Source organism: Marinobacter litoralis (genome assembly GCF_003336705.1).
Classification (GTDB): domain Bacteria; phylum Pseudomonadota; class Gammaproteobacteria; order Pseudomonadales; family Oleiphilaceae; genus Marinobacter; species Marinobacter litoralis.
On sequence record NZ_QMDL01000002.1, the window covers coordinates 830,610 to 848,778 of the forward strand.

Genomic DNA, 18,169 nt, shown 5'->3' on the forward strand with positions numbered 1-18,169 from the left:
GGATTCAGGAGCACAACATGAACATTCTGATTATCGGCAGTGGCGGGCGCGAGCACGCCTTGGCCTGGAAAGCAGCCAAGTCACCCTTGGCCGACAAAGTTTTCGTTGCACCGGGTAACGCTGGCACAGCCCGCGAGCCCGGCTTGGAAAACGTCGATCTCGACGTCATGGATCTGGACGGACTGGCCAACTTTGCCGAACAGAACAACGTCGGCCTAACCATCGTTGGCCCGGAAGCACCATTGGTTGCCGGCGTGGTCGATAAGTTTGAAGAGCGCGGACTGCGCATCTTCGGCCCCAGCGCCGGTGCGGCTCAACTCGAAGGTTCCAAAGCCTTCACCAAGGACTTCCTGGCGCGCCAGAAAATCCCGACGGCTGATTACGCCAACTTTACCGACGTTGACGAAGCCCTCGCTTACGTTCGTGAAAAAGGCGCTCCGATTGTCGTCAAAGCCGATGGCCTGGCGGCCGGTAAAGGCGTCATCGTTGCTATGACTCTGGAAGAAGCCGAAGACGCTATTCGCGACATGCTCGCCGGCAACGCCTTTGGTGACGCCGGCAGCCGTGTGGTTGTCGAAGAATTCCTCGACGGCGAAGAAGCCTCCTTCATCGTGATGGTGGATGGCAAGAACGTTCTGGCCATGGCCACCTCCCAAGACCACAAACGCGTGGGCGACGGCGACACCGGCCCGAACACCGGTGGTATGGGTGCGTACTCCCCTGCGCCAGTGGTCACACCCGATGTGCATCAACGCATCATGGACGAAGTGATCATGCCAACCGTTAACGGCATGGCAGCAGAAGGCCACCCCTACAAGGGCTTTCTCTACGCAGGCTTGATGATCGACACCCAGGGCGCGCCCAAAGTGATCGAGTTCAACTGTCGCTTCGGTGATCCGGAAACCCAGCCGATCATGCTACGCATGAAATCAGACATCGTTGAACTGTCTCTGGCCGCCGTTGAAGGCACGCTCGACCAATGTTATTCCGTATGGGACGAACGCGCCTCTGTGGGCATCGTTCTGGCCGCCGGCGGTTACCCGGGCAGCTATAACAAAGGTGATGTGATCTCCGGCCTGCCGGAAACCGAAGTCGAGGGCGAGAAAGTCTTCCACGCCGGTACCAGCCTGAAAGACGGTGCGGTCGTCACCAACGGCGGTCGCGTACTGTGCGCCACAGCTTTGGGCAACACCGTTACCGAAGCCCAAAAGCGCGCCTACGAACTGGCCGGAAAAGTTAAGTGGAACGGCGTATTCTGCCGCAAGGACATAGCGTACCGGGCCATCGCCCGCGAACAAGGCTGATTTGTAACGCCGTTCACACGCATTGTCAGCCCGGTCATTGACCGGGCTTTTTTATGCCGTAATGTAAAGCCCTTTCCAAGGAATAAACGGCCTAAAAGCCCGGGGAACCACACCTATGCTGAAATCATCACCACTGACCTTAGTGCTACTGCTAACCTCTGTACTGCTAACCAGCGCCTGCTCTCGCCACAGTATTTATGAAACGGCCATCGATTGGGAACGCTCCGGTGCGGGGCTGGAAGCCAGCACGATCAACGTTGGCGAACTCGACATCGCCTACCTCCACAACCGCGAAACCAACAACGGCGACACCGTCGTTCTGGTTCACGGCTTTGCCGCCAATAAAGATAACTGGACCCGCATGGCCGGGGAACTCACAGACGAGTTCAACGTCTACGCCATCGATTTGCCCGGCCACGGTGACAGCAGCAAACCGATGGATCTCGGCTACCGGTTGGAGCAGCAAGTCAGCCACCTTGCCCGCATTATTAAAGCCCTGAACATCGAAACCATGCACATGATGGGCAACTCCATGGGCGGCGCAATTACCGCGCTCTATGCGGCGACCTACCCCGAGCAGATAAAAACCGCGGTTCTGTTCAACCCCGCCGGCATCCTGGAATACCCGAGCGAACTCACGGATTTGGTGCTCGAAGGAGAGAACCCTCTCATCCCCTCCAAACCGGGCGACTTCAAGCGTCTGGTTGACTTTGCCATGGAAGAAAAGCCGTTTATCCCGTGGCCAATTCTGGGGGTAATGGAAGAGAAAGCGATTGCCAATCAGGCCATCAATGAAGTGATTTTTGCCGATATACGAGACGCAGGCTTGAACACTGACTTCCGGGACACCATCAAGCTCACCCAGGATCCTGTTTTGATTGTCTGGGGAAAGAAGGACCGGATTCTTGATTACCGCAACGGCGAATTTTTCAAGCAAGCCATTCCGGGTTCTCAACTGATCCTTCTGGACGACATCGGGCACGCCCCCATGATTGAAACGCCCGAAGAATCGGCCCAACTGTTTCTCGAGTTTTCCAAGCCTTACCGGTCACAAATCGACTAAGATCAAATGGCGCCTCGTTAGCTTTTAATCGACTTCAACAAGGTGACAAAACAAGGTAGCCTTCTTGTTTTGTCCCTCGGGAAACGCCTTTCATGCCTGAAGCAATCTGGATTTCTTTTGCCTTTGGCCTAGGCCTGTTGATAAAGGCTGTGCACCTACCCCCGTTAATCGGCTACCTGGCAGCGGGGTTTATACTCAGTGCCATGGCCGCCAATCCGTCCATTCCCATTTCTCCAGAGCCCACCGCCGTACTTGACCACATCGCCCACCTAGGCGTACTGCTCATGCTCTTTACGGTCGGGCTCAAGCTGAAACTGAAATCGGTGATCAGCCCCGAAGTGATCGGCGGCAGCCTGCTGCACTTCTCGATCACCGCCCTTGTCTTCGCGCCCGGCATTTATCTGATTCTCGAGGTCAGCTGGTACACCGCCCTGATGCTGGCGATCGCCCTGTCCTTTTCCTCCACCGTGCTGGCCGCCAAGGTACTGGAAAACAAGCGGGAACTCCGCGCCTTCCACGGGCGAGTGGCGATTGGCATCCTGATCATGCAGGACTTGATTGCGCTGGTGGTGATGAGCCTGGCGGCAGGACAAACGCCGTCGCAATGGGCGCTGATCGTGTTTGGCCTGCCTCTGCTTCGACCCGTTCTGTACAAACTCTTGGACGCAAGCGGCCACGAAGAACTGCTGGTCTTGCTTGGCTTGTTGCTCGCATTGGTGCTGGGTGGTTCGGGCTTTCAGGCCGTTGGGCTTAGCTCGGAACTCGGCGCACTGGTGTTCGGAGCCATTCTGGCCAACCACCCGAGAAGCCAGGAACTGGCCAAATCACTGTGGAGCGTCAAAGAGATCTTCCTGGTGGGCTTTTTTCTGCAAATAGGTATCGACGGCTTACCGGGGCAAGATGCCATCATCTTTGCCATTGTGGTTGCTTTGATCCTTCCACTAAAAGGCATTCTGTTCTTCTTCCTGATGCTGCTGTTCCGGCTTCGCGCGCGCAGCAGTTTCCTGACGTCGCTGGCCCTGACCAATTACAGCGAGTTCGGCCTGATTGTCGCCAGCGTAGCGCTGCCCGAATGGCTGGTGCCGCTCGCGTTGTCTGTCGCATTGTCATTCCTGATTTCCGCACCGCTCAACCGCCTGGCACACCCCTTGTACGAGCGCTGGAGCCATCGCCTAGTGCCCTTCGAAAGCGACCGGCGGCATCCGGATGAGCTGCCCATATCGCTGGGGGACACCCGCGTTGTGGTGATGGGTATGGGGCGAACCGGAACCGCCGCCTATGATGCCCTGAGAGATACCGAGGCCCGACTCATGGCTCTGGACTCCGACTTAGCCAAAGTAGCGCGGCACCAGAAACAGGGTCGCAACGTGGTCTACGCCGATGCGGAAGACAACACCTTCTGGGAAGCCCTGCACATGCCCTCGGTGGAAGCCGTGATTCTCGCCATGGGTGATATCGAAGCCAAACTGATCGCGGCCCGCATGCTGAGGAAACTCGGCTTCACCGGCTACGTCGTCGCCCACACCATGTTCGAGGACGAAGCCGAACGCATCCGCGAAGCCGGTGCCAACGAAGCTTACCTGACCATGAGCGAAACCGGCGTTGCACTGGCCAGTCACTTGGAGCAAATGGCCCCGGAATTCCCAGAGCCCGAGGCAACGCTTTCCGGCCCCAAACAGCCATCAACTTAAAGCGCAGGTTCGGAAGCCGGTAAACACATCATTTCTCTGTGGCAAATAAGCCTGCCGATAGGTGCCACGAATCAAACTCGATGTCGTGGCAAAACTTCCGCCGCGCGTCACCTTGTGGTCGCCAAACTGCAGCGTTGACATAAACGGGTACATATCCACTTTGAAGCCGTCATACGGCAAAAACTGATCGCCGGTCCACTCCCACACCGAACCCAGCATCTGCAGACACCCAAACCGACTCTCACCCGCCGGATAATCAAACACGGGATTCTGCGCCATCGACCGGCCATTCATATCCGCACGCGACGCATCTGCCTCTTCATTTCCCCAAGGGTAACGCCGAAAAACCTCACCCGGCCGATTCGCCAGCGCCGCCACCTCCCACTCATACTCCGTCGGCAAACGCCGCCCGGCCCAACGACACCAGGCCTCCGCTTCCCAGTATGAAACATGCGTGACCGGCGCATCCGGATTCAACGGCAGCCACTGATCAAACAGCCGCACCTGCCACTGCCCTTCCTGACACCGCCAATACACCGGGTGCCCCGAGGCCGATTCCAGCCACTGCTGCCCACCAAACGACCACAACTCAGGCCGCTGATAGCCGCCATCCTCCACAAACGCCAAAAACTCACGATTCGTCACCAACGTCCGACTGATCGCAAACCCCGGCAACTCAACCTCAAACCGCGGTTTCTCCGCATCAAACGCAAAATCGTCCGCTGCAAAATCCTCAGACGCCCCGGGCATCCCCATCACCCAACGCCCCGCCGGCACCTCCACATCCCCGGCAACCGCCTCACCGGGCGCCGGCCGATCACCGATAAAATCCGCCGGAGCCGGATACCCCACCGTCTGACGACACCAAATCAGAGACTCAATGTGCATGTTCTGGTGAAAAATCGCATAGCGATACAGATACAACGCCTGATCCGTCAGCTCACAGCCACGAATACGCTCCGCCACCCGGTCATAAACCGTATGGAAGTATTCCAGCGTCTCCTCACGCCCGGGAAACAAATCCCTGCGCCAACGATCCCGATGCTGAACATGAAACGAATCCCAGAGATCATCCATCGCCGGGTTATAACTCGCCGTGCCGTCCAGCAGCTTAAAAACAAACACCTCATAGAAAAACGCCGAATGCCCCATCTCCCAAAGCGGCGGATTCACCCCAGGGTGATAAGGAACATCGAGTTGCGTGTCGGATAACGAATTAATGAGCTGTTCGGTTCTGGAACGTGCACGTTCCAGTTCTCCCAATATCCACTGCTTCGTTTCTTCTAGCCTCATAAGGTGCCTACTCACAGACATCACTCCCAAAGTTCGAGAAGCAGTGTTGGGGGTGCCCTTCCAAAAATGTGCGCAGCCATGGATGGCGGAGCAGAAGCGCCACATGGATGTGCCGAAGGAGCGGTTTTTGGAAGGGCACCCTCAACACTGCGTCCAACTCACAGCATAACAGACAAAAAAACCGCCGATGGGCAAAAACCCACGGCGGTTCAATGATCTTAACAAAGAGCTGACCGAAGTCAGCCCTAATGGTCAGGCCTTCTTACGCTGCTTGCGCCAATCCCCAAAGTCCTCAATCAACTTGTAGAACAACGGCACAAAAAACAGCGCCAAGGTACTGGCCGCCAGCATACCGCCAACCACCACCGTACCAATCTCCTGACGACTCACCGCACCCGCGCCGGAACTGAACGCCAACGGCAACGACCCCACAATAAAGGTCAACGCCGTCATCATAATCGCCCGGAAACGCTGACGCGCTGCCGCACTGGCCGCCTCAAACGAAGTCATACCCGATTTCCGGTTCTGAGCTGCAAATTCCACAATCAGAATCGCGTTCTTGGCCGCCAGCCCGATCAGCACCAACAGCCCCACCTGGAAGTAAATATCGTTCGGGAAGCCACGCCACAACGACGCCAAGGCCGCCCCAAACACCCCAAACGGAACCGCGGTTGCCACTGCCACCGGCAAACCCCAACGCTCATACTGGGCCGCCAGAATCAGAAACACCAGCAACAATCCCATGCCAAACGCCATGGCTCCGGAATCGGCGGAATCCTGCAACTGATAGGCTTCACCGGTCCAACCAACCAACGTATCCCGATCAAACTGCTCCGCTGCAACCGCCTCCAACGCAGCCAGCGCCGCACCCGTGGTATACCCCGGGCCCGGGTCTGCCAACAGCTTGGCCGCCGGATACACGTTAAACCGGTTCAGAATATCGGGGCCGCTGGTGCGCTCCAGCTCAACCAAGGAACTGAGCGGAATCATCTCACCGTAATTGGACCGCACAAACACCTTACGCAAATCCCCGGGATGGCTACGGAACTCCCCTTCCGACTGGAGGTTTACCTGCCAGTTACGGCCTTCCAGCGTAAAGTCATTCACATACAAGCCACCAAAGGTGCTCTGCATAGTGGTAAAAATCTGATCAATAGGCACACCGGCAGCCTGAGCCTTCTCCCGGTCCACGTTCGCTTTATAGCGAGGAATCCCGGTATCCAGAGTCACCCGCACGTTCGTCAGCTCCGGACGAGCGTTCGCGGCCTGAGTGAACTTATCCGCCATCGCCTTGATCTCGGCCGGGGTACGGCCACCGCGAGCCTGAATGTAGCCTTCCACACCGCCGGTGGTCGATAACCCTTGGATCGGTGGCGGCGTAAAGGCAATCACGAAGGCTTCGGGCATACCAAAGCCAATGCCCATGATCTTCTTGGCTATATCGGCGGCACCCTGGCCCTCGCCTTCGCGCTCCGCCCAATCTTCCAGTGTCACGAACGCGACACCGCTGTTAGTGCGCAAAGCACTGGAAATGATATCGAAGCCGGCAAAGGCCACCACATCTTTCACTTCCGGCAGGCTCTTCATTTTTGCCGCCAACTCATCCCGGGCATCTTCCGTGCGGCTCATGGCCGACACCGGGGGCAATGCATAAGCGGCCAACACAAAGCCCTGATCTTCCTGCGGTACCAGCCCTGAAGGCATCTTGTTCATCAGGAACACCACGCTGCCCAGCATGGCCGCAAACAACAGCACGCCCACAACCGCGTGTTTCAATAGCCAGTCCACCACGCCGGAGAAGCCTGTGGTCAACTTATCAAAGCCGGCATCAAACCAGCGGAACACCGTCAGCTGCTTGCTCTCTTTGCCCAGCAGCATGGCACACATAGCCGGGGTCAACGTGAGCGCCACAACGCCAGAGATGACCACCGATACCGCAATGGTGATCGCAAACTGCCGGTACAATTCGCCACTGAGCCCACCCAGAAACGCCACCGGCGCAAACACCGCCACCAGCACCAGCGTGGATGAAATAACGGCGCCGGAAACCTGGCCAATGGTCGTGACCGCAGCATCATAGGCAGTCATGCCTTTTTCTTTGATCAACCGCTCGGCGTTTTCCATGATTATGATGGCGTTATCCACCACCACCCCGATGGCCAATATCAACCCGAACAAGGTCAGCAAGTTCACCGAGAAGCCCAGCGCCTGCATGCCGGCAAAGGTGCCAATCAGCGATACCGGAATGGCCATCAGCGGTATCAGGGTGGCACTGAGGTTTTGCAAGAACAGGAAGGTCACCAGAACCACCAGCACTACCGCCATAATGAAGGTGCTGAACACCTCCTGTATGGAGATATCGATAAAACGGGTGGTGTCATAAGGAACACTGAACTCCAGCCCTTCCGGGAAACGGTCCGAAATCTCTTCCATCGCCTTGTTCACGGCTTCCGCAGCATCCAGGGCATTGGCGCCCGGCTGCAGATAGATACCCATAGGCACAGTCGCGCCGCCGTTATAAATCGCCGCAAAATCGTAGTTCAGGGCACCCAGTTCAATCCGCGCTACATCTTTCAAACGCAAAGACGCACCTTGCTCGTCACTGCGCAAAATCACTTCGCCGAACTCTTCGGGGCTGGTCAGTCGGCCGGGGGCCGAGACACTGAAGGTGAACGCCTGCCCTTTCGGAGCCGGTTCCGCGCCGATTCGACCCGCGGCAAACTGGGCGTTTTGCGCACGCAATGCGTTGGCCACATCGCCCGGGGTCAATTCATATTGGGCGAGCTTATCGGGCCGGAGCCAGATACGCATCGAGTAGTCCTGCGCGCCGAACAAAGAGGCGTTACCAATACCTGGCAAGCGCACCAGCTCATCGAGCACGTTCAACAAGGCGTAGTTGGAGATTTCTACCACGTCCATGGAGTTATCCGGCGAAGACAGGGCAATCACCTGCAGAATCGACGTGGAACGAGCCTCTACTTTCAGACCTTGGTTACGAACGGATTGAGGCAGCCGTGCCAGTGCCTGCTGTACCCGGTTATTCACGTTGATGGTGGCCTGGTCCGGATCGGTACCGATCTCGAATGACACCGAGATCCGGAAACTGCCGGAGTCGGTTGCACTGGATTCCAGATAGATCATGTCGTCAACGCCGTTGATCTCCTGCTCCAGCGGTGCGACTACGGAATCGGAAATCACGTCGGCACTGGCACCCGGGAATCGCCCGTCCACCACAACTTGCGGCGGCACCACGTTCGGGTATTGCTCCACCGGCAATCCGAGCAGTGCCAACGCACCGCCCAAGGTAATGATGATTGAAATGACCGTCGCGAAAATCGGCCGGTCGATGAATGTGCGCAACATCAGTTCGCACCCTCCCCGGCGTTGTTATTGGTAATCTTGACCGGTGCGCCCGGGCGAAGATTGGTCAGTCCGGTCACAATGAACCGGTCGCCGGCTTCCAAGCCCTTCAGAAGAATCTGACGGCCGTTGGTGACAGGGCCAAGCTCAACACCACGCGCCTGGGCTTTGCCTTCGTCGTCCACCACGTAAACCATCGGTCCTTTTGGCCCCTCGGCAATGGCTGCTTCGGGCACGGTGATCACGTTCTCGAAGTTCTGCAGCTCAACCCGCACCCGAACAAACTGCCCCGGCACAATCACATGCTCCGGATTCGGGAAGACCGCCCTCGCCGATACCGACCCGGTGCGTGGGTCTAGTGTGGAGGCAGTGAAATCAATCCGGCCTTCCAATGGGTATTCGTCACCATTCGCCAACACCAATCGGGCGGATACGTCCTGCACCTCATCAGAACGGGCCATGCCTTCCGCTGCGGCACGGCGAATACTGGCGTCGTTTTCAGGCAATGCAAAGCGCACATGAACCGGATCGAGCTGTACAATCGTCGTCAGCAAGGTGCCCGCGTCCACCAAACTGCCTTCCGGCAGATCCTCAAGACTGGTCACGCCACTGAGCGGCGCGGTCACTTGCGTGTAACCAAGGTTCAGTTCCGACTTGGTCATACCCGCTTCGGCAACGGCCAAATTGGCTCTTGCCAGCTCCAGAGCCGATTCAGCAGAATCACGATCCCGCTCGCTGACCGCTTTACGCTGGTACAAGGATGAGATCCGGGCCCATTCCCGTTCGGCCTGACGCAAATTGGCTTCCGCTACCTGACGCTGTGCTTTGGCCTGCTGGAACGCGGCTTCCGCCGGCTTAGGGTCGATACGGAACAGGGAGTCGCCTTCCCGCACCATTTGCCCTTCCGCATAAAGCCGCTCTTCGAGCACCCCGTTGACTCGTGCACGAACTTGCACCTCTCGAGCACCCCGTGCCCGCCCGGCATAGTCCTGGCGAACGGTGGCATCGCTCAGCTCAGCCGTTTCTACCGTTACCGCTGCCGGCGGGAAACCGCCACCGCCCTGCTGACCGGCATTGTCTTCACTGCTACAGCCAGCGAACATCAACAGGGTCGATAAGCTTGCAATAATCAGCCCGGCACGGGCAGCTGGGCGATGAGATAATTCCATGGTCATGTGCGTTCTCCTGAACACGAGGCAAATCAATCCGGGCAAATAAGCAGGTTAGAACGGCCTGCAAAATTAGCACGCTAACATACATTCATTCGTGTATGTATGTAAACATTTATTCCGCTATACTGACGGTTTATACCGACACTATAGTTACGGAATCATGGCACGGAAAACGAAAGCAGAAGCGGCAGCCACACGCGAGTCCATTCTCGATGCCGCCGAACAGGTGTTTATCGACAAAGGCGTTGCGCGTGCTTCACTCGAACAAATTGCCAACAAGGCCGGTGTGACTCGGGGAGCAATTTACTGGCACTTCCGCAATAAGCAGGACGTTCTCGACGCCATGCTTGAACGGGTACGGGCGCCTCTAGGGGAAATGCTGGCGAGCGCCAGTCGCGGCAGCGGTAGCCTCGCCAATTTGAAAGCGGTGTGCACGCTTGCGCTGAGAAAACTTGCGGAGGACCCGAGGTACTTCCGGGTACACTACATTCTGCTTCATCGAAACGAGTCTGATCAGGCTCTGAATAGACACCGGGAACTATCAGCCAGCGCCATTGCTCAGCTGGTCGAGATTATGGCCCTGCCCGAGAACCAGGCACGCCTGCGCCCACACCTGACCCCCGACCACGCAGCCTATTTGCTACACACACAAATGCTGGGCCTGTTTTTTCACTGGCTGATCGCACCGGAACAACGACCACTGGCCGACATCGCCCCGACACTGGTTGAAACCATCTTCTTCGGCCTGCTCTCAGATAACTGAACCGGTAACCGACTCGCTCACGCCCACACCCACAGGATCACGGGAACCGCCACCACCGTGACCACGACAGACAAGGGCAGCCCCAGCCGCCAATAATCCGCAAAGCGATAGCCGCCCGGTTCCATCACCAACACATTGGACTGGTGCCCAATGGGCGTAAGGAACGCGCACGATGTGCCCACGGCAACCCCCATTAAGGCTGCATCGGACGACAGGTCAAGCTGAAGTGACAGACCAAGCGCTATAGGCGCCACCAAGACCGCTGCCGCCGCATTGTTCACCACATTGGATAACAACATCGAGCCCACCAGAATAATGGTCAGTGCTACCCAGCCCGCCTGACCTTCGGCAACCGCCAGTATTTGACCCGCAATAAGGTCTGCCCCTCCGGTAGCATCCAGCGCTTGCCCCACCGGGATCATCGCGGCCAGCAAGACAATCACCGACCAATCAATCGCCTTATACGCTTCGGTGGTATCCAGCAGTCCCACCAACACCATAGCCACGGCACAGGCTACCAACGCCACCGGCGGCGCCAGCAAGCCGGAAAGGATCAGGCCAATCGCCGCGATGAACAGGCCGCCGGCCAGCCACAGACTTTTCTGCCGGCCAAGCGTCAACTCACGCTCTGCCAAAGGCAGACAACCCAGTGTTTGCAACGTGGCCATGACCTTACTTTCGTGCGCCTGCACCAGCAGAATGTCACCGGACCGGAAGCGAGTGTCCGATAAGCGCTGGGTCAATCGATGGCCCTGACGAGCGATCGCCACCACGTTCAGCCCGTAGTGTTCGCGCAGATTGAAGCGGTTAGTGGTTCGGCCTATGAGTAGAGAGGAAGGTGTGATCACGGCTTCGGTCAGGCGGACATCGCCGGTCGCTATTTTTTCCTCTTTATCCTCTCGGGAACGTCCTTTTCCTGCCGGCTCCTCTCCTTCGTTAGCACCGTCCTCGCCCTCGACGGCATTCGCCAGCGCCAGACCGGTACTGTCCACAAATTCTTGCAAGCTTTCGGTGTCAGCCTGTACCAGCAAAACATCACCTTCCCGTAACACCAGATACGACGAGGGTGCAGGAGAGCTTTTTTCGTCTCTAATGAGCGCAAGCACCACAACGCTCTTATCTTCCTCTCCGGAGGTCAGCAGGTTATGCAGCGTGCTCCCCGCATAGCCGGACCCTTCCGGAACCCGGAGTTCCGTCACGTAGTCGCCGACATTAAACAATTTGTCGTCGCTAGCCGGGTCATCCCGTTTCGGCGTAAACCGCCACCCCACCAACCCAATAAACGCAATACCCGCTACCGTGATGGCAAGCCCGGCCGGCGCGAAATCCACCAAACCGAATGTCCCGACCTCGCGGTAACTGGCAATGATGATGTTCGGCGGAGTGCCGATCAAAGTGATGGTGCCACCCAGCAGCGAACCGAACGCGAGCGGCATGAGCAACAGAGAAGGGGAACGGCCAGACTTCCGAGACATCCAGATAGCCACCGGCATCAGAAGCGCCAGTGCACCCACGTTATTGATAAAAGCAGAACACAGAGCAACCACGCCCGTCAGCGTGATCACCTGCAGCACGGCATTCTGCCCTACCCTGCCCAGAAGCTTTGCGATGGCATCCACGAACCCACTATTCACCAAGCCCTGACTGATCACCAGAACCGCCGCCACGGTAATCACCGCTGGATGGCCAAAGCCGGCAAAAAGATCAGCCGAGGGTACCAGGCCGGCAACCGCGATCGCCAGTAACGCCAGCATGGCCACCACATCAAAACGCAGGCGGTTCCAGACAAACATGGCCAGAGTGATTCCAAGCACTAAAAAAACGGTGCCTTGCTCGATATTCAATGGCTCACTCCTTTTACCGGTGTTCTTGCAGCATACAACAAAGCACCAAAAACAAGAGAGACGGAGATTAAAAAGCGTCAGCCATTTATACATCTGGCAAGAGCACTCGTTACCGGCGCGCGCAGCAACTCTCTGTATCCAGTTAATTAACCTTCTTCTGGCACGCAACCTGCGGTTCGTATACTCAAGCAGGATGTTTAGAGCGACAGAACGCTGTCGCAGCGGGTCACGCAGGAATAGTGACCGGATATTGAGCCGTACCGGTAAAGCAGTCTCTCCCTGAACGACTGGCAGTCCTATTTCCAAGGCACACTCCTACGGAGCACCGTCCTTATGGAAAAGCGACCGCTTGTTTGGTTGTCAGCGGCACAAGGCAACACCCTCATTCGGGGCTTGTTACAACCTCGCTGGAGCCTGATCGATTTCGATTTCTCGAAACCGGTATCGTTATTTCCAAACACTCCCGATGCTGCCAAGGTAGGTGTGCTGGAACTGCCCGAGAATGTCGAAACCGACCTGCCTCAACTGGAAAAATGGCTCGAAGCCATCGGCATCATTTATTGGGTTGCTATCGCTCCCGAAAAACCACACAGCAGAACGTCTACCGCCAATCTGATTGTTCGTTATTGCTCGGATTTCCACACCCAACCCGTAGACGCGGAGCGTTTAAACACTGTGCTCGGCCACCTCTGGGGCATGGCATCCATGAAGGAAAGTACCAGTCATGCCAATCTCCATGATTATGGTGATTTAGCTCTGCTTGGAAGCTCCGCCGCCATTCAGAACGTGCATAGCCTTTTACGCCGTTTCTCCGCCACATTGGAGCCGGTTCTGATCACCGGAGAAAGCAGCACCGGAAAAGACGCGGGCGCACGTTTCATCCACAACCACTCCATACGCGCCACCGGTCCGCTGATCTTCGTTAACTGCGCCGCACTGCCCAGCACCCTCACTCACAGTGAACTGTTCGGCTACGAAAAAGGCGCGTTCACCAGCGCCCAACAATCCCATCCGGGCCGGCTCGAGCAGGCAAACGGCGGCACACTGGTTTTTTCTGGCATCAACGAGCTCCACCTGGAGCAGCAATCCGCGTTACTCCGTTTTCTGCAGGAAGGCGAGGTACAACGAGTGGGCAGCAATACACGTATTTCGGCGAACGGTCGTGTCATTGCAACAACCACCCAACCCTTGCAGGAACTGGTTGCAGTGGGATTATTTAGGAGTGACGTGTATTTTCGCTTGGGCAATCTGGAGGTTGTACTTCCGCCGTTGCGAGATCGTTGCGAAGACATTCCAGCCCTCGCTCAGACGTTGCTCGAGGCATCCTTGCCGGGACTCGAACGAAAGCGCCTCAGTGATGCTGCCATGCATTGCTTAATTAACCACTCTTGGCCCGGCAACCTGCAGGAGCTGCAAAACCGTTTGCGTCGAGGCGTTCTGCTCAGCGAGCAAACCACTATTGAACCCGCCGATCTGGGGCTTCGTGCACCCAGCGCGGGCCGCTCTCAGCCCTCCAATTTAAGCCTTCAGGCGTTTCGGGATCAGGCCGATCACCAGGCGCTCATCTGCAGTCTCCGCTTATCAAACAACAACCTGTCTGAAGCCGCACGGGTTCTGAAAATATCTCGCGCCTCTTTCTACCGATTACTTGAAAAACACAACCCACAACCACCTAGCCGGGGCTTCCGGCAAAATCCTACGCCCAAGGGAGATGCCACATGAAAACCCAAACAACCTTACTGCTCGCCGTATCCCTGTGTCTGCCAAGCGCTGTATCCATGGCAAAGCCGGAGCATGAAATGCGCCCTGGTGCCTGGCGATCTGCCGAAAAAGAAAGCGAGAACGCCTCAGATATCGCCTCCATCACCGCTGACCGAGGCATTGTCACACAGCCCGGGCGATTCATTATCGAGCCGGCGATATCCCATGCTCACAGCACCTCCACGCTGGTTGCGGTAGAAGGTTACACCGTTATTCCAGCCCTACTGATTGGCCTGATCAATATTTCCGAAGTTCAACGGGATATTTTTGTCGGTGCGGTATCACTCAAATATGGTTTCAGCAGCCGCTTCGAAGCCTCCCTGCGAGTGCCTTATTTAAGTATTCAGGAAGACCTCCGGGAACGAGAAGCCTTTGACGGCACCCCGGTTGATACCTTGCGAGAATCGTCAGGTGATGGCTTGGGGGACATCGAACTGGCCGTACGTTATCAGCTCAACGATGGCCTCGAGGGCTGGCCCTACGTGATTGGCTCTTTCCGGGTCAAAGCGCCGACAGGCGACAGCCCCTACGATGTTGATCAAGAGGTGATCAGAGACAGCCAAGGCAACCCCATTGGGGTTGAGCTCGCCGAGCGCCCTACAGGCTCGGGCTTCTGGTCCTTCGAGCCGGGCCTGTCATTTATTTACCCCTCGGACCCGGCGGTTCTGTATGGCAATCTGAGCTATGTATACACTCTCAAAGACGACAAGGGGTTCGAGAACGGCAACACCATTGATCCCGGCAACGTCGTGCGATTCGGTTTTGGCATGGGGTTCGCGTTCAACGAGCGCACATCATTCAGCATTGGCTATGACCAGTCGATTATCGGCGACACCACTTATGAGCGCGACATCGATCTGTTTGCTGCGAACTTTGACCGCATTCAGATTGGTTCATTATCGTTCGGCCTGTCGCACAGGCTGAAGTCCAATACGACACTCAGCCTTACCGTCAATGTTGGCGTTACCGAGAATGCTCCGGATACTGAAATCACCTTGAAGCTACCGATCAGTCTCTAGAGCGGTAAGATGCAACTTGCCTATATGCGACTAACGACCCAGAAACTGTAGGCTCGGGTTCCGCAGGTGGTCGGGAATACGGTAACCAGTGCCCAGGTTATTCAGTTCGATATTCAGCTGGCGCACATTTTGGATGACAGCGCCGTTCAGATCATTCTGAATCAACGTCATCCAGCCACCTGAGGCCGACGAGGTAGAGACAAGCGCCTGACCGGCCTGCCCCGAATTGATCAAACTAAGCATACTCTCCACTTGGTGCTGCACCCCGCCTCCGTCCAGCACTTGGTTTAAATTCGGAATGGTCAGGCGGTTCACTGCCAGCGTGTCTCCGTTCACCGACATAATCTGCTCAAGCCCGATCGAAATCTCGAGATTGTCGAGCATAAAACCGCCGCGTTGCGCTGCAAGTTCCGGGTCAGTCAACGGCTGGGCAATGAACATGCTTTCCGCGCTGGCCGGCAATGTGCCTGCAGCCAACCCTGTGACCAGCCCGACAATTAAAAATCCGTATCGACTTCTCATGGCTTTACCACTCCCTAGTCGATGGCCAGTATGGCAAGGTATGGCCTAGCGACGGACCGTCCTGTCCTTTATCCAAAGGAGCCCGAACAACCTTTGGCCAGTCACCCGCCGCAAGAAATGTGCTGCGCCCTTGCTTAACGTGGCTACGAATAACAAACGCAGTACCGTCCCAATACCCTTCAAACTCAGCCCTGGAATAGGCTTTTAATCCGCGAGCGGGATCACCCACTAACACTTCGTCGTCACTGATTCCTTTGATAACCACAAAGTGACGAAAGCCTTCGAGGTTCATAAGCACAATCACCGGCAAACTCACCTTTTCCCGTATTCCGGATAGCGGCATACGAAAGCCGTCAGCCTGATACCCTTCCGATTCCAGAAACCGTTTCATATCCAACATGGAGAAGCCGTCTTTACGTACCTTCTCCGGATCTGCCAAAGCGAACATTGCAGAGAAGACACTCTGCTCCGAAACGTCGTGGCTGTAATGGTAGGAAAGCAATGAGGCTATCGCGGCAGAACCACAACTAAAGTCATACTGCTGTTGAATCACCGAACTGAAACGCTGTTCCTTGAAACTGCTTACTTCAACCTGCAATCCGCCCCCCATCCCTGGCAAATTCACAGTACCGGCAAACGCGGTGGACCAAAGAACCACAGCGCTGGCTAAACTGACGACAAGCAGCTGCTTAACCATGGTCCACCTCCTGTTACCGATTGATCAGAATGTTTACCTGAGTACTGTCCTGGATCACCACTTGGTTTCCACTGTTCTGGATCACTGTTGCGATACCTGTCATGTTGTCGAAGGCGTGCTCGGAAATGCTATTGGCTCCAGTCACCACATTCCCCGACAACCTGTTACCAGTCACGGTTGCCATCTGGTCTGTCTCATTAAACTGCAACTGTAACGGTACGCCCTGACGGCCACTGGATTCAGCCAGCTGACCTGAGGACAGAGGCTCTACGTTTAACAAACCTTCCCCCTGAGCCAAGCTGCACCACACCAATGTCAGTACACAGATCATCCCCTTGATGTATCCCATGACGGTTCCTCCCGGAACGCACGGCCGCATCGTTACTTCGATGCGGCCGGTCCTCCTCAGTTACCGCCGGTGGTCAGGTTCGACATCACACTGACGTTAGCCTGCGTGACACTGCCATGGCCGGTGTTCTGGGAAATAGCCCCTACACCGGTGAAGTTAGCGGAACCACCCGAGATTTCGTTGTGGTTCATAACGTCGGTGTACGAACTTTCACCATTGGCATCGCCATAGGTAACACTGGTGCCGCTCACTGTACCGTCAAGGTCCGCATTGTTCAGGAACACATGCAAGTTCAGGTTGGCAGTGCTGTTGTCGGAGTTATCGGAGTTATCCGAATTGTCGTTGTTGCTATCCGCAGTGTTATACGAATCATTGGTGCTGTTGTCAGAGTTGTCAGAGTTGTCAGAGTTATCGGAATTATCCGAGTTATCCGAGTTATCTGAGTTGTCGTTATTACTATCTGCTACGTTGTTCGAGTCATTGGTGCTGTTATCCGAGTTGTCGGAGTTATCGGAACTGTCTGAATTATCCGAGCTATCGGAATTACCACTATCTGCGATCTTGAACGAGTCGGTCACATTAGTGCTGTTGTCCGAGTTGTCGGAATTATCCGAATTATCGGAGTTGTCCGAGTTGTCGGAGTTGTCGGAATTATCCGAGTTATCAGAATTGTCCGAGTTGTCTGACATATCATTACCACTGTCAGCAATCTTGAACGAATCGGTCACGTTAGTGCTGTTGTCCGAACTGTCGGAATTATCAGAGTTGTCCGAGTTATCGGAGTTGTCTGAATTATCTGAATTGTCGGAGTTGTCTGACATATCGTTACCGCTGTCGGCGATTTTGAACGAATCCGTCGCAGTAGCGCTGTTGTCGGAATTGTCCGAATTATCCGAGTTATCGGAATTATCGGAGTTATCCGAGTTGTCCGACATGTCATTGCCACTGTCCGCAATTTTGAACGAATCCGTTGCAGTCGCACTGTTGTCGGAATTGTCAGAGTTATTCGAATTATCGGAATTATTCGAATTGTCTGAGTTGTCTGAACTGTCCGGATAATTCGAGTTATCGTTACCCGAATTGGTATTTCCGGAATTGTCGTTATTAGCCGTCGCATTATCGACAGCATTGGTGTTGGGATCACCGTCCCCACCTACATCTGCATAGGCCACACCGGATAGGCCCAGACCTAATGCAACAGCAATCGCTAGCAAGCTTTTTTGAGTTTTCATGATATCGATTCCTTCTAACATCATTGCACTTCTCTTTGGCCCGCCCCGATCGACTACTGTTCGCTGCTATCCGAATAGGTCAGACCCTCAAACGCACTA

14 protein-coding genes are annotated in these 18,169 nt (G+C 55.9%); 6 read left to right on the forward strand and 8 right to left on the reverse strand.

Annotated elements, in window-relative coordinates:
• The first annotated feature begins 17 nt into the window (after positions 1–17).
• From purD to DOQ08_RS09450, 3 genes are all read left to right on the forward strand, one after another.
• The gene (purD, locus tag DOQ08_RS09440; protein ID WP_114334635.1) at positions 18–1,304 is read left to right on the forward strand and encodes a phosphoribosylamine--glycine ligase; all 1,287 of its coding nucleotides are present in this window, start codon (positions 18–20) and stop codon (positions 1,302–1,304) included.
• A gap of 115 nt (positions 1,305–1,419) precedes the next feature.
• Positions 1,420–2,367 (forward strand): alpha/beta fold hydrolase, encoded by a 948-nt coding sequence (locus DOQ08_RS09445; protein WP_114334636.1) that lies wholly within the window; start codon positions 1,420–1,422, stop codon positions 2,365–2,367.
• 92 nt (positions 2,368–2,459) lie between these two features.
• The gene (locus tag DOQ08_RS09450; protein ID WP_114334637.1) at positions 2,460–4,058 is read left to right on the forward strand and encodes a cation:proton antiporter family protein; all 1,599 of its coding nucleotides are present in this window, start codon (positions 2,460–2,462) and stop codon (positions 4,056–4,058) included.
• Here the strand turns inward: DOQ08_RS09450 and senA are convergent.
• The 3 genes from senA to DOQ08_RS09465 all read right to left on the reverse strand — a co-directional run bounded on the left by senA (position 4,050) and on the right by DOQ08_RS09465 (position 9,886).
• Positions 4,050–5,351: a selenoneine synthase SenA gene (gene senA, locus DOQ08_RS09455; RefSeq protein ID WP_406565356.1), complete on the reverse strand. Its 1,302-nt coding sequence runs from the start codon at positions 5,349–5,351 to the stop codon at positions 4,050–4,052. The genes DOQ08_RS09450 and senA overlap by 9 nt on opposite strands.
• Positions 5,352–5,603: 252 nt before the next feature.
• Positions 5,604–8,714, reverse strand: a complete 3,111-nt coding sequence (locus DOQ08_RS09460) for an efflux RND transporter permease subunit (protein ID WP_114334639.1) — start codon at positions 8,712–8,714, stop codon at positions 5,604–5,606.
• Positions 8,714–9,886, reverse strand: a complete 1,173-nt coding sequence (locus DOQ08_RS09465; protein ID WP_114334640.1) for an efflux RND transporter periplasmic adaptor subunit — start codon at positions 9,884–9,886, stop codon at positions 8,714–8,716. The genes DOQ08_RS09460 and DOQ08_RS09465 overlap by 1 nt, the downstream gene beginning before the upstream one ends.
• 157 nt (positions 9,887–10,043) lie before the next feature.
• Here DOQ08_RS09465 and DOQ08_RS16185 point away from each other — a divergent pair, with 157 nt between their 5' ends.
• Positions 10,044–10,646: a TetR family transcriptional regulator gene (locus tag DOQ08_RS16185; RefSeq protein WP_114334641.1), complete on the forward strand. Its 603-nt coding sequence runs from the start codon at positions 10,044–10,046 to the stop codon at positions 10,644–10,646.
• 17 nt (positions 10,647–10,663) lie between these two features.
• On the opposite strand, the gene DOQ08_RS09475 is transcribed toward DOQ08_RS16185, so the two are convergent.
• Complete coding sequence (locus DOQ08_RS09475; protein WP_114334642.1) at positions 10,664–12,490, reverse strand: SLC13 family permease; 1,827 nt, start codon at positions 12,488–12,490, stop codon at positions 10,664–10,666.
• Between the two features lie 333 nt (positions 12,491–12,823).
• Between DOQ08_RS09475 and DOQ08_RS09480 the strand changes: the two genes are divergently transcribed.
• A complete protein-coding gene (locus tag DOQ08_RS09480; protein WP_114334643.1) occupies positions 12,824–14,212 on the forward strand; it encodes a sigma-54 dependent transcriptional regulator in 1,389 nt (462 codons plus the stop codon).
• Positions 14,209–15,270 carry a transporter gene (locus tag DOQ08_RS09485; protein WP_114334644.1) on the forward strand — a complete coding sequence of 354 codons (1,062 nt, stop codon included), beginning with the start codon at positions 14,209–14,211 and terminating at the stop codon, positions 15,268–15,270. Before DOQ08_RS09480 ends, DOQ08_RS09485 begins: the two co-directional genes overlap by 4 nt.
• Before the next feature lie 30 nt (positions 15,271–15,300).
• Here DOQ08_RS09485 and DOQ08_RS09490 read toward each other — a convergent pair whose 3' ends face one another.
• The 4 genes from DOQ08_RS09490 to DOQ08_RS09505 are packed head-to-tail and all read right to left on the reverse strand — an operon-like array spanning position 15,301 to position 18,070.
• Positions 15,301–15,792, reverse strand: coding sequence for a hypothetical protein (locus DOQ08_RS09490; protein ID WP_114334645.1), 492 nt, complete (start codon positions 15,790–15,792; stop codon positions 15,301–15,303).
• A 4-nt stretch (positions 15,793–15,796) separates the two neighbouring features.
• Positions 15,797–16,489 (reverse strand): C39 family peptidase, encoded by a 693-nt coding sequence (locus DOQ08_RS09495; RefSeq protein ID WP_114334646.1) that lies wholly within the window; start codon positions 16,487–16,489, stop codon positions 15,797–15,799.
• Between the two features lie 13 nt (positions 16,490–16,502).
• Complete coding sequence (locus tag DOQ08_RS09500; RefSeq protein WP_227537565.1) at positions 16,503–16,838, reverse strand: hypothetical protein; 336 nt, start codon at positions 16,836–16,838, stop codon at positions 16,503–16,505.
• Between the two features lie 56 nt (positions 16,839–16,894).
• Positions 16,895–18,070 carry a hypothetical protein gene (locus tag DOQ08_RS09505; protein ID WP_114334750.1) on the reverse strand — a complete coding sequence of 392 codons (1,176 nt, stop codon included), beginning with the start codon at positions 18,068–18,070 and terminating at the stop codon, positions 16,895–16,897.
• Positions 18,071–18,169 lie beyond the last annotated feature (99 nt).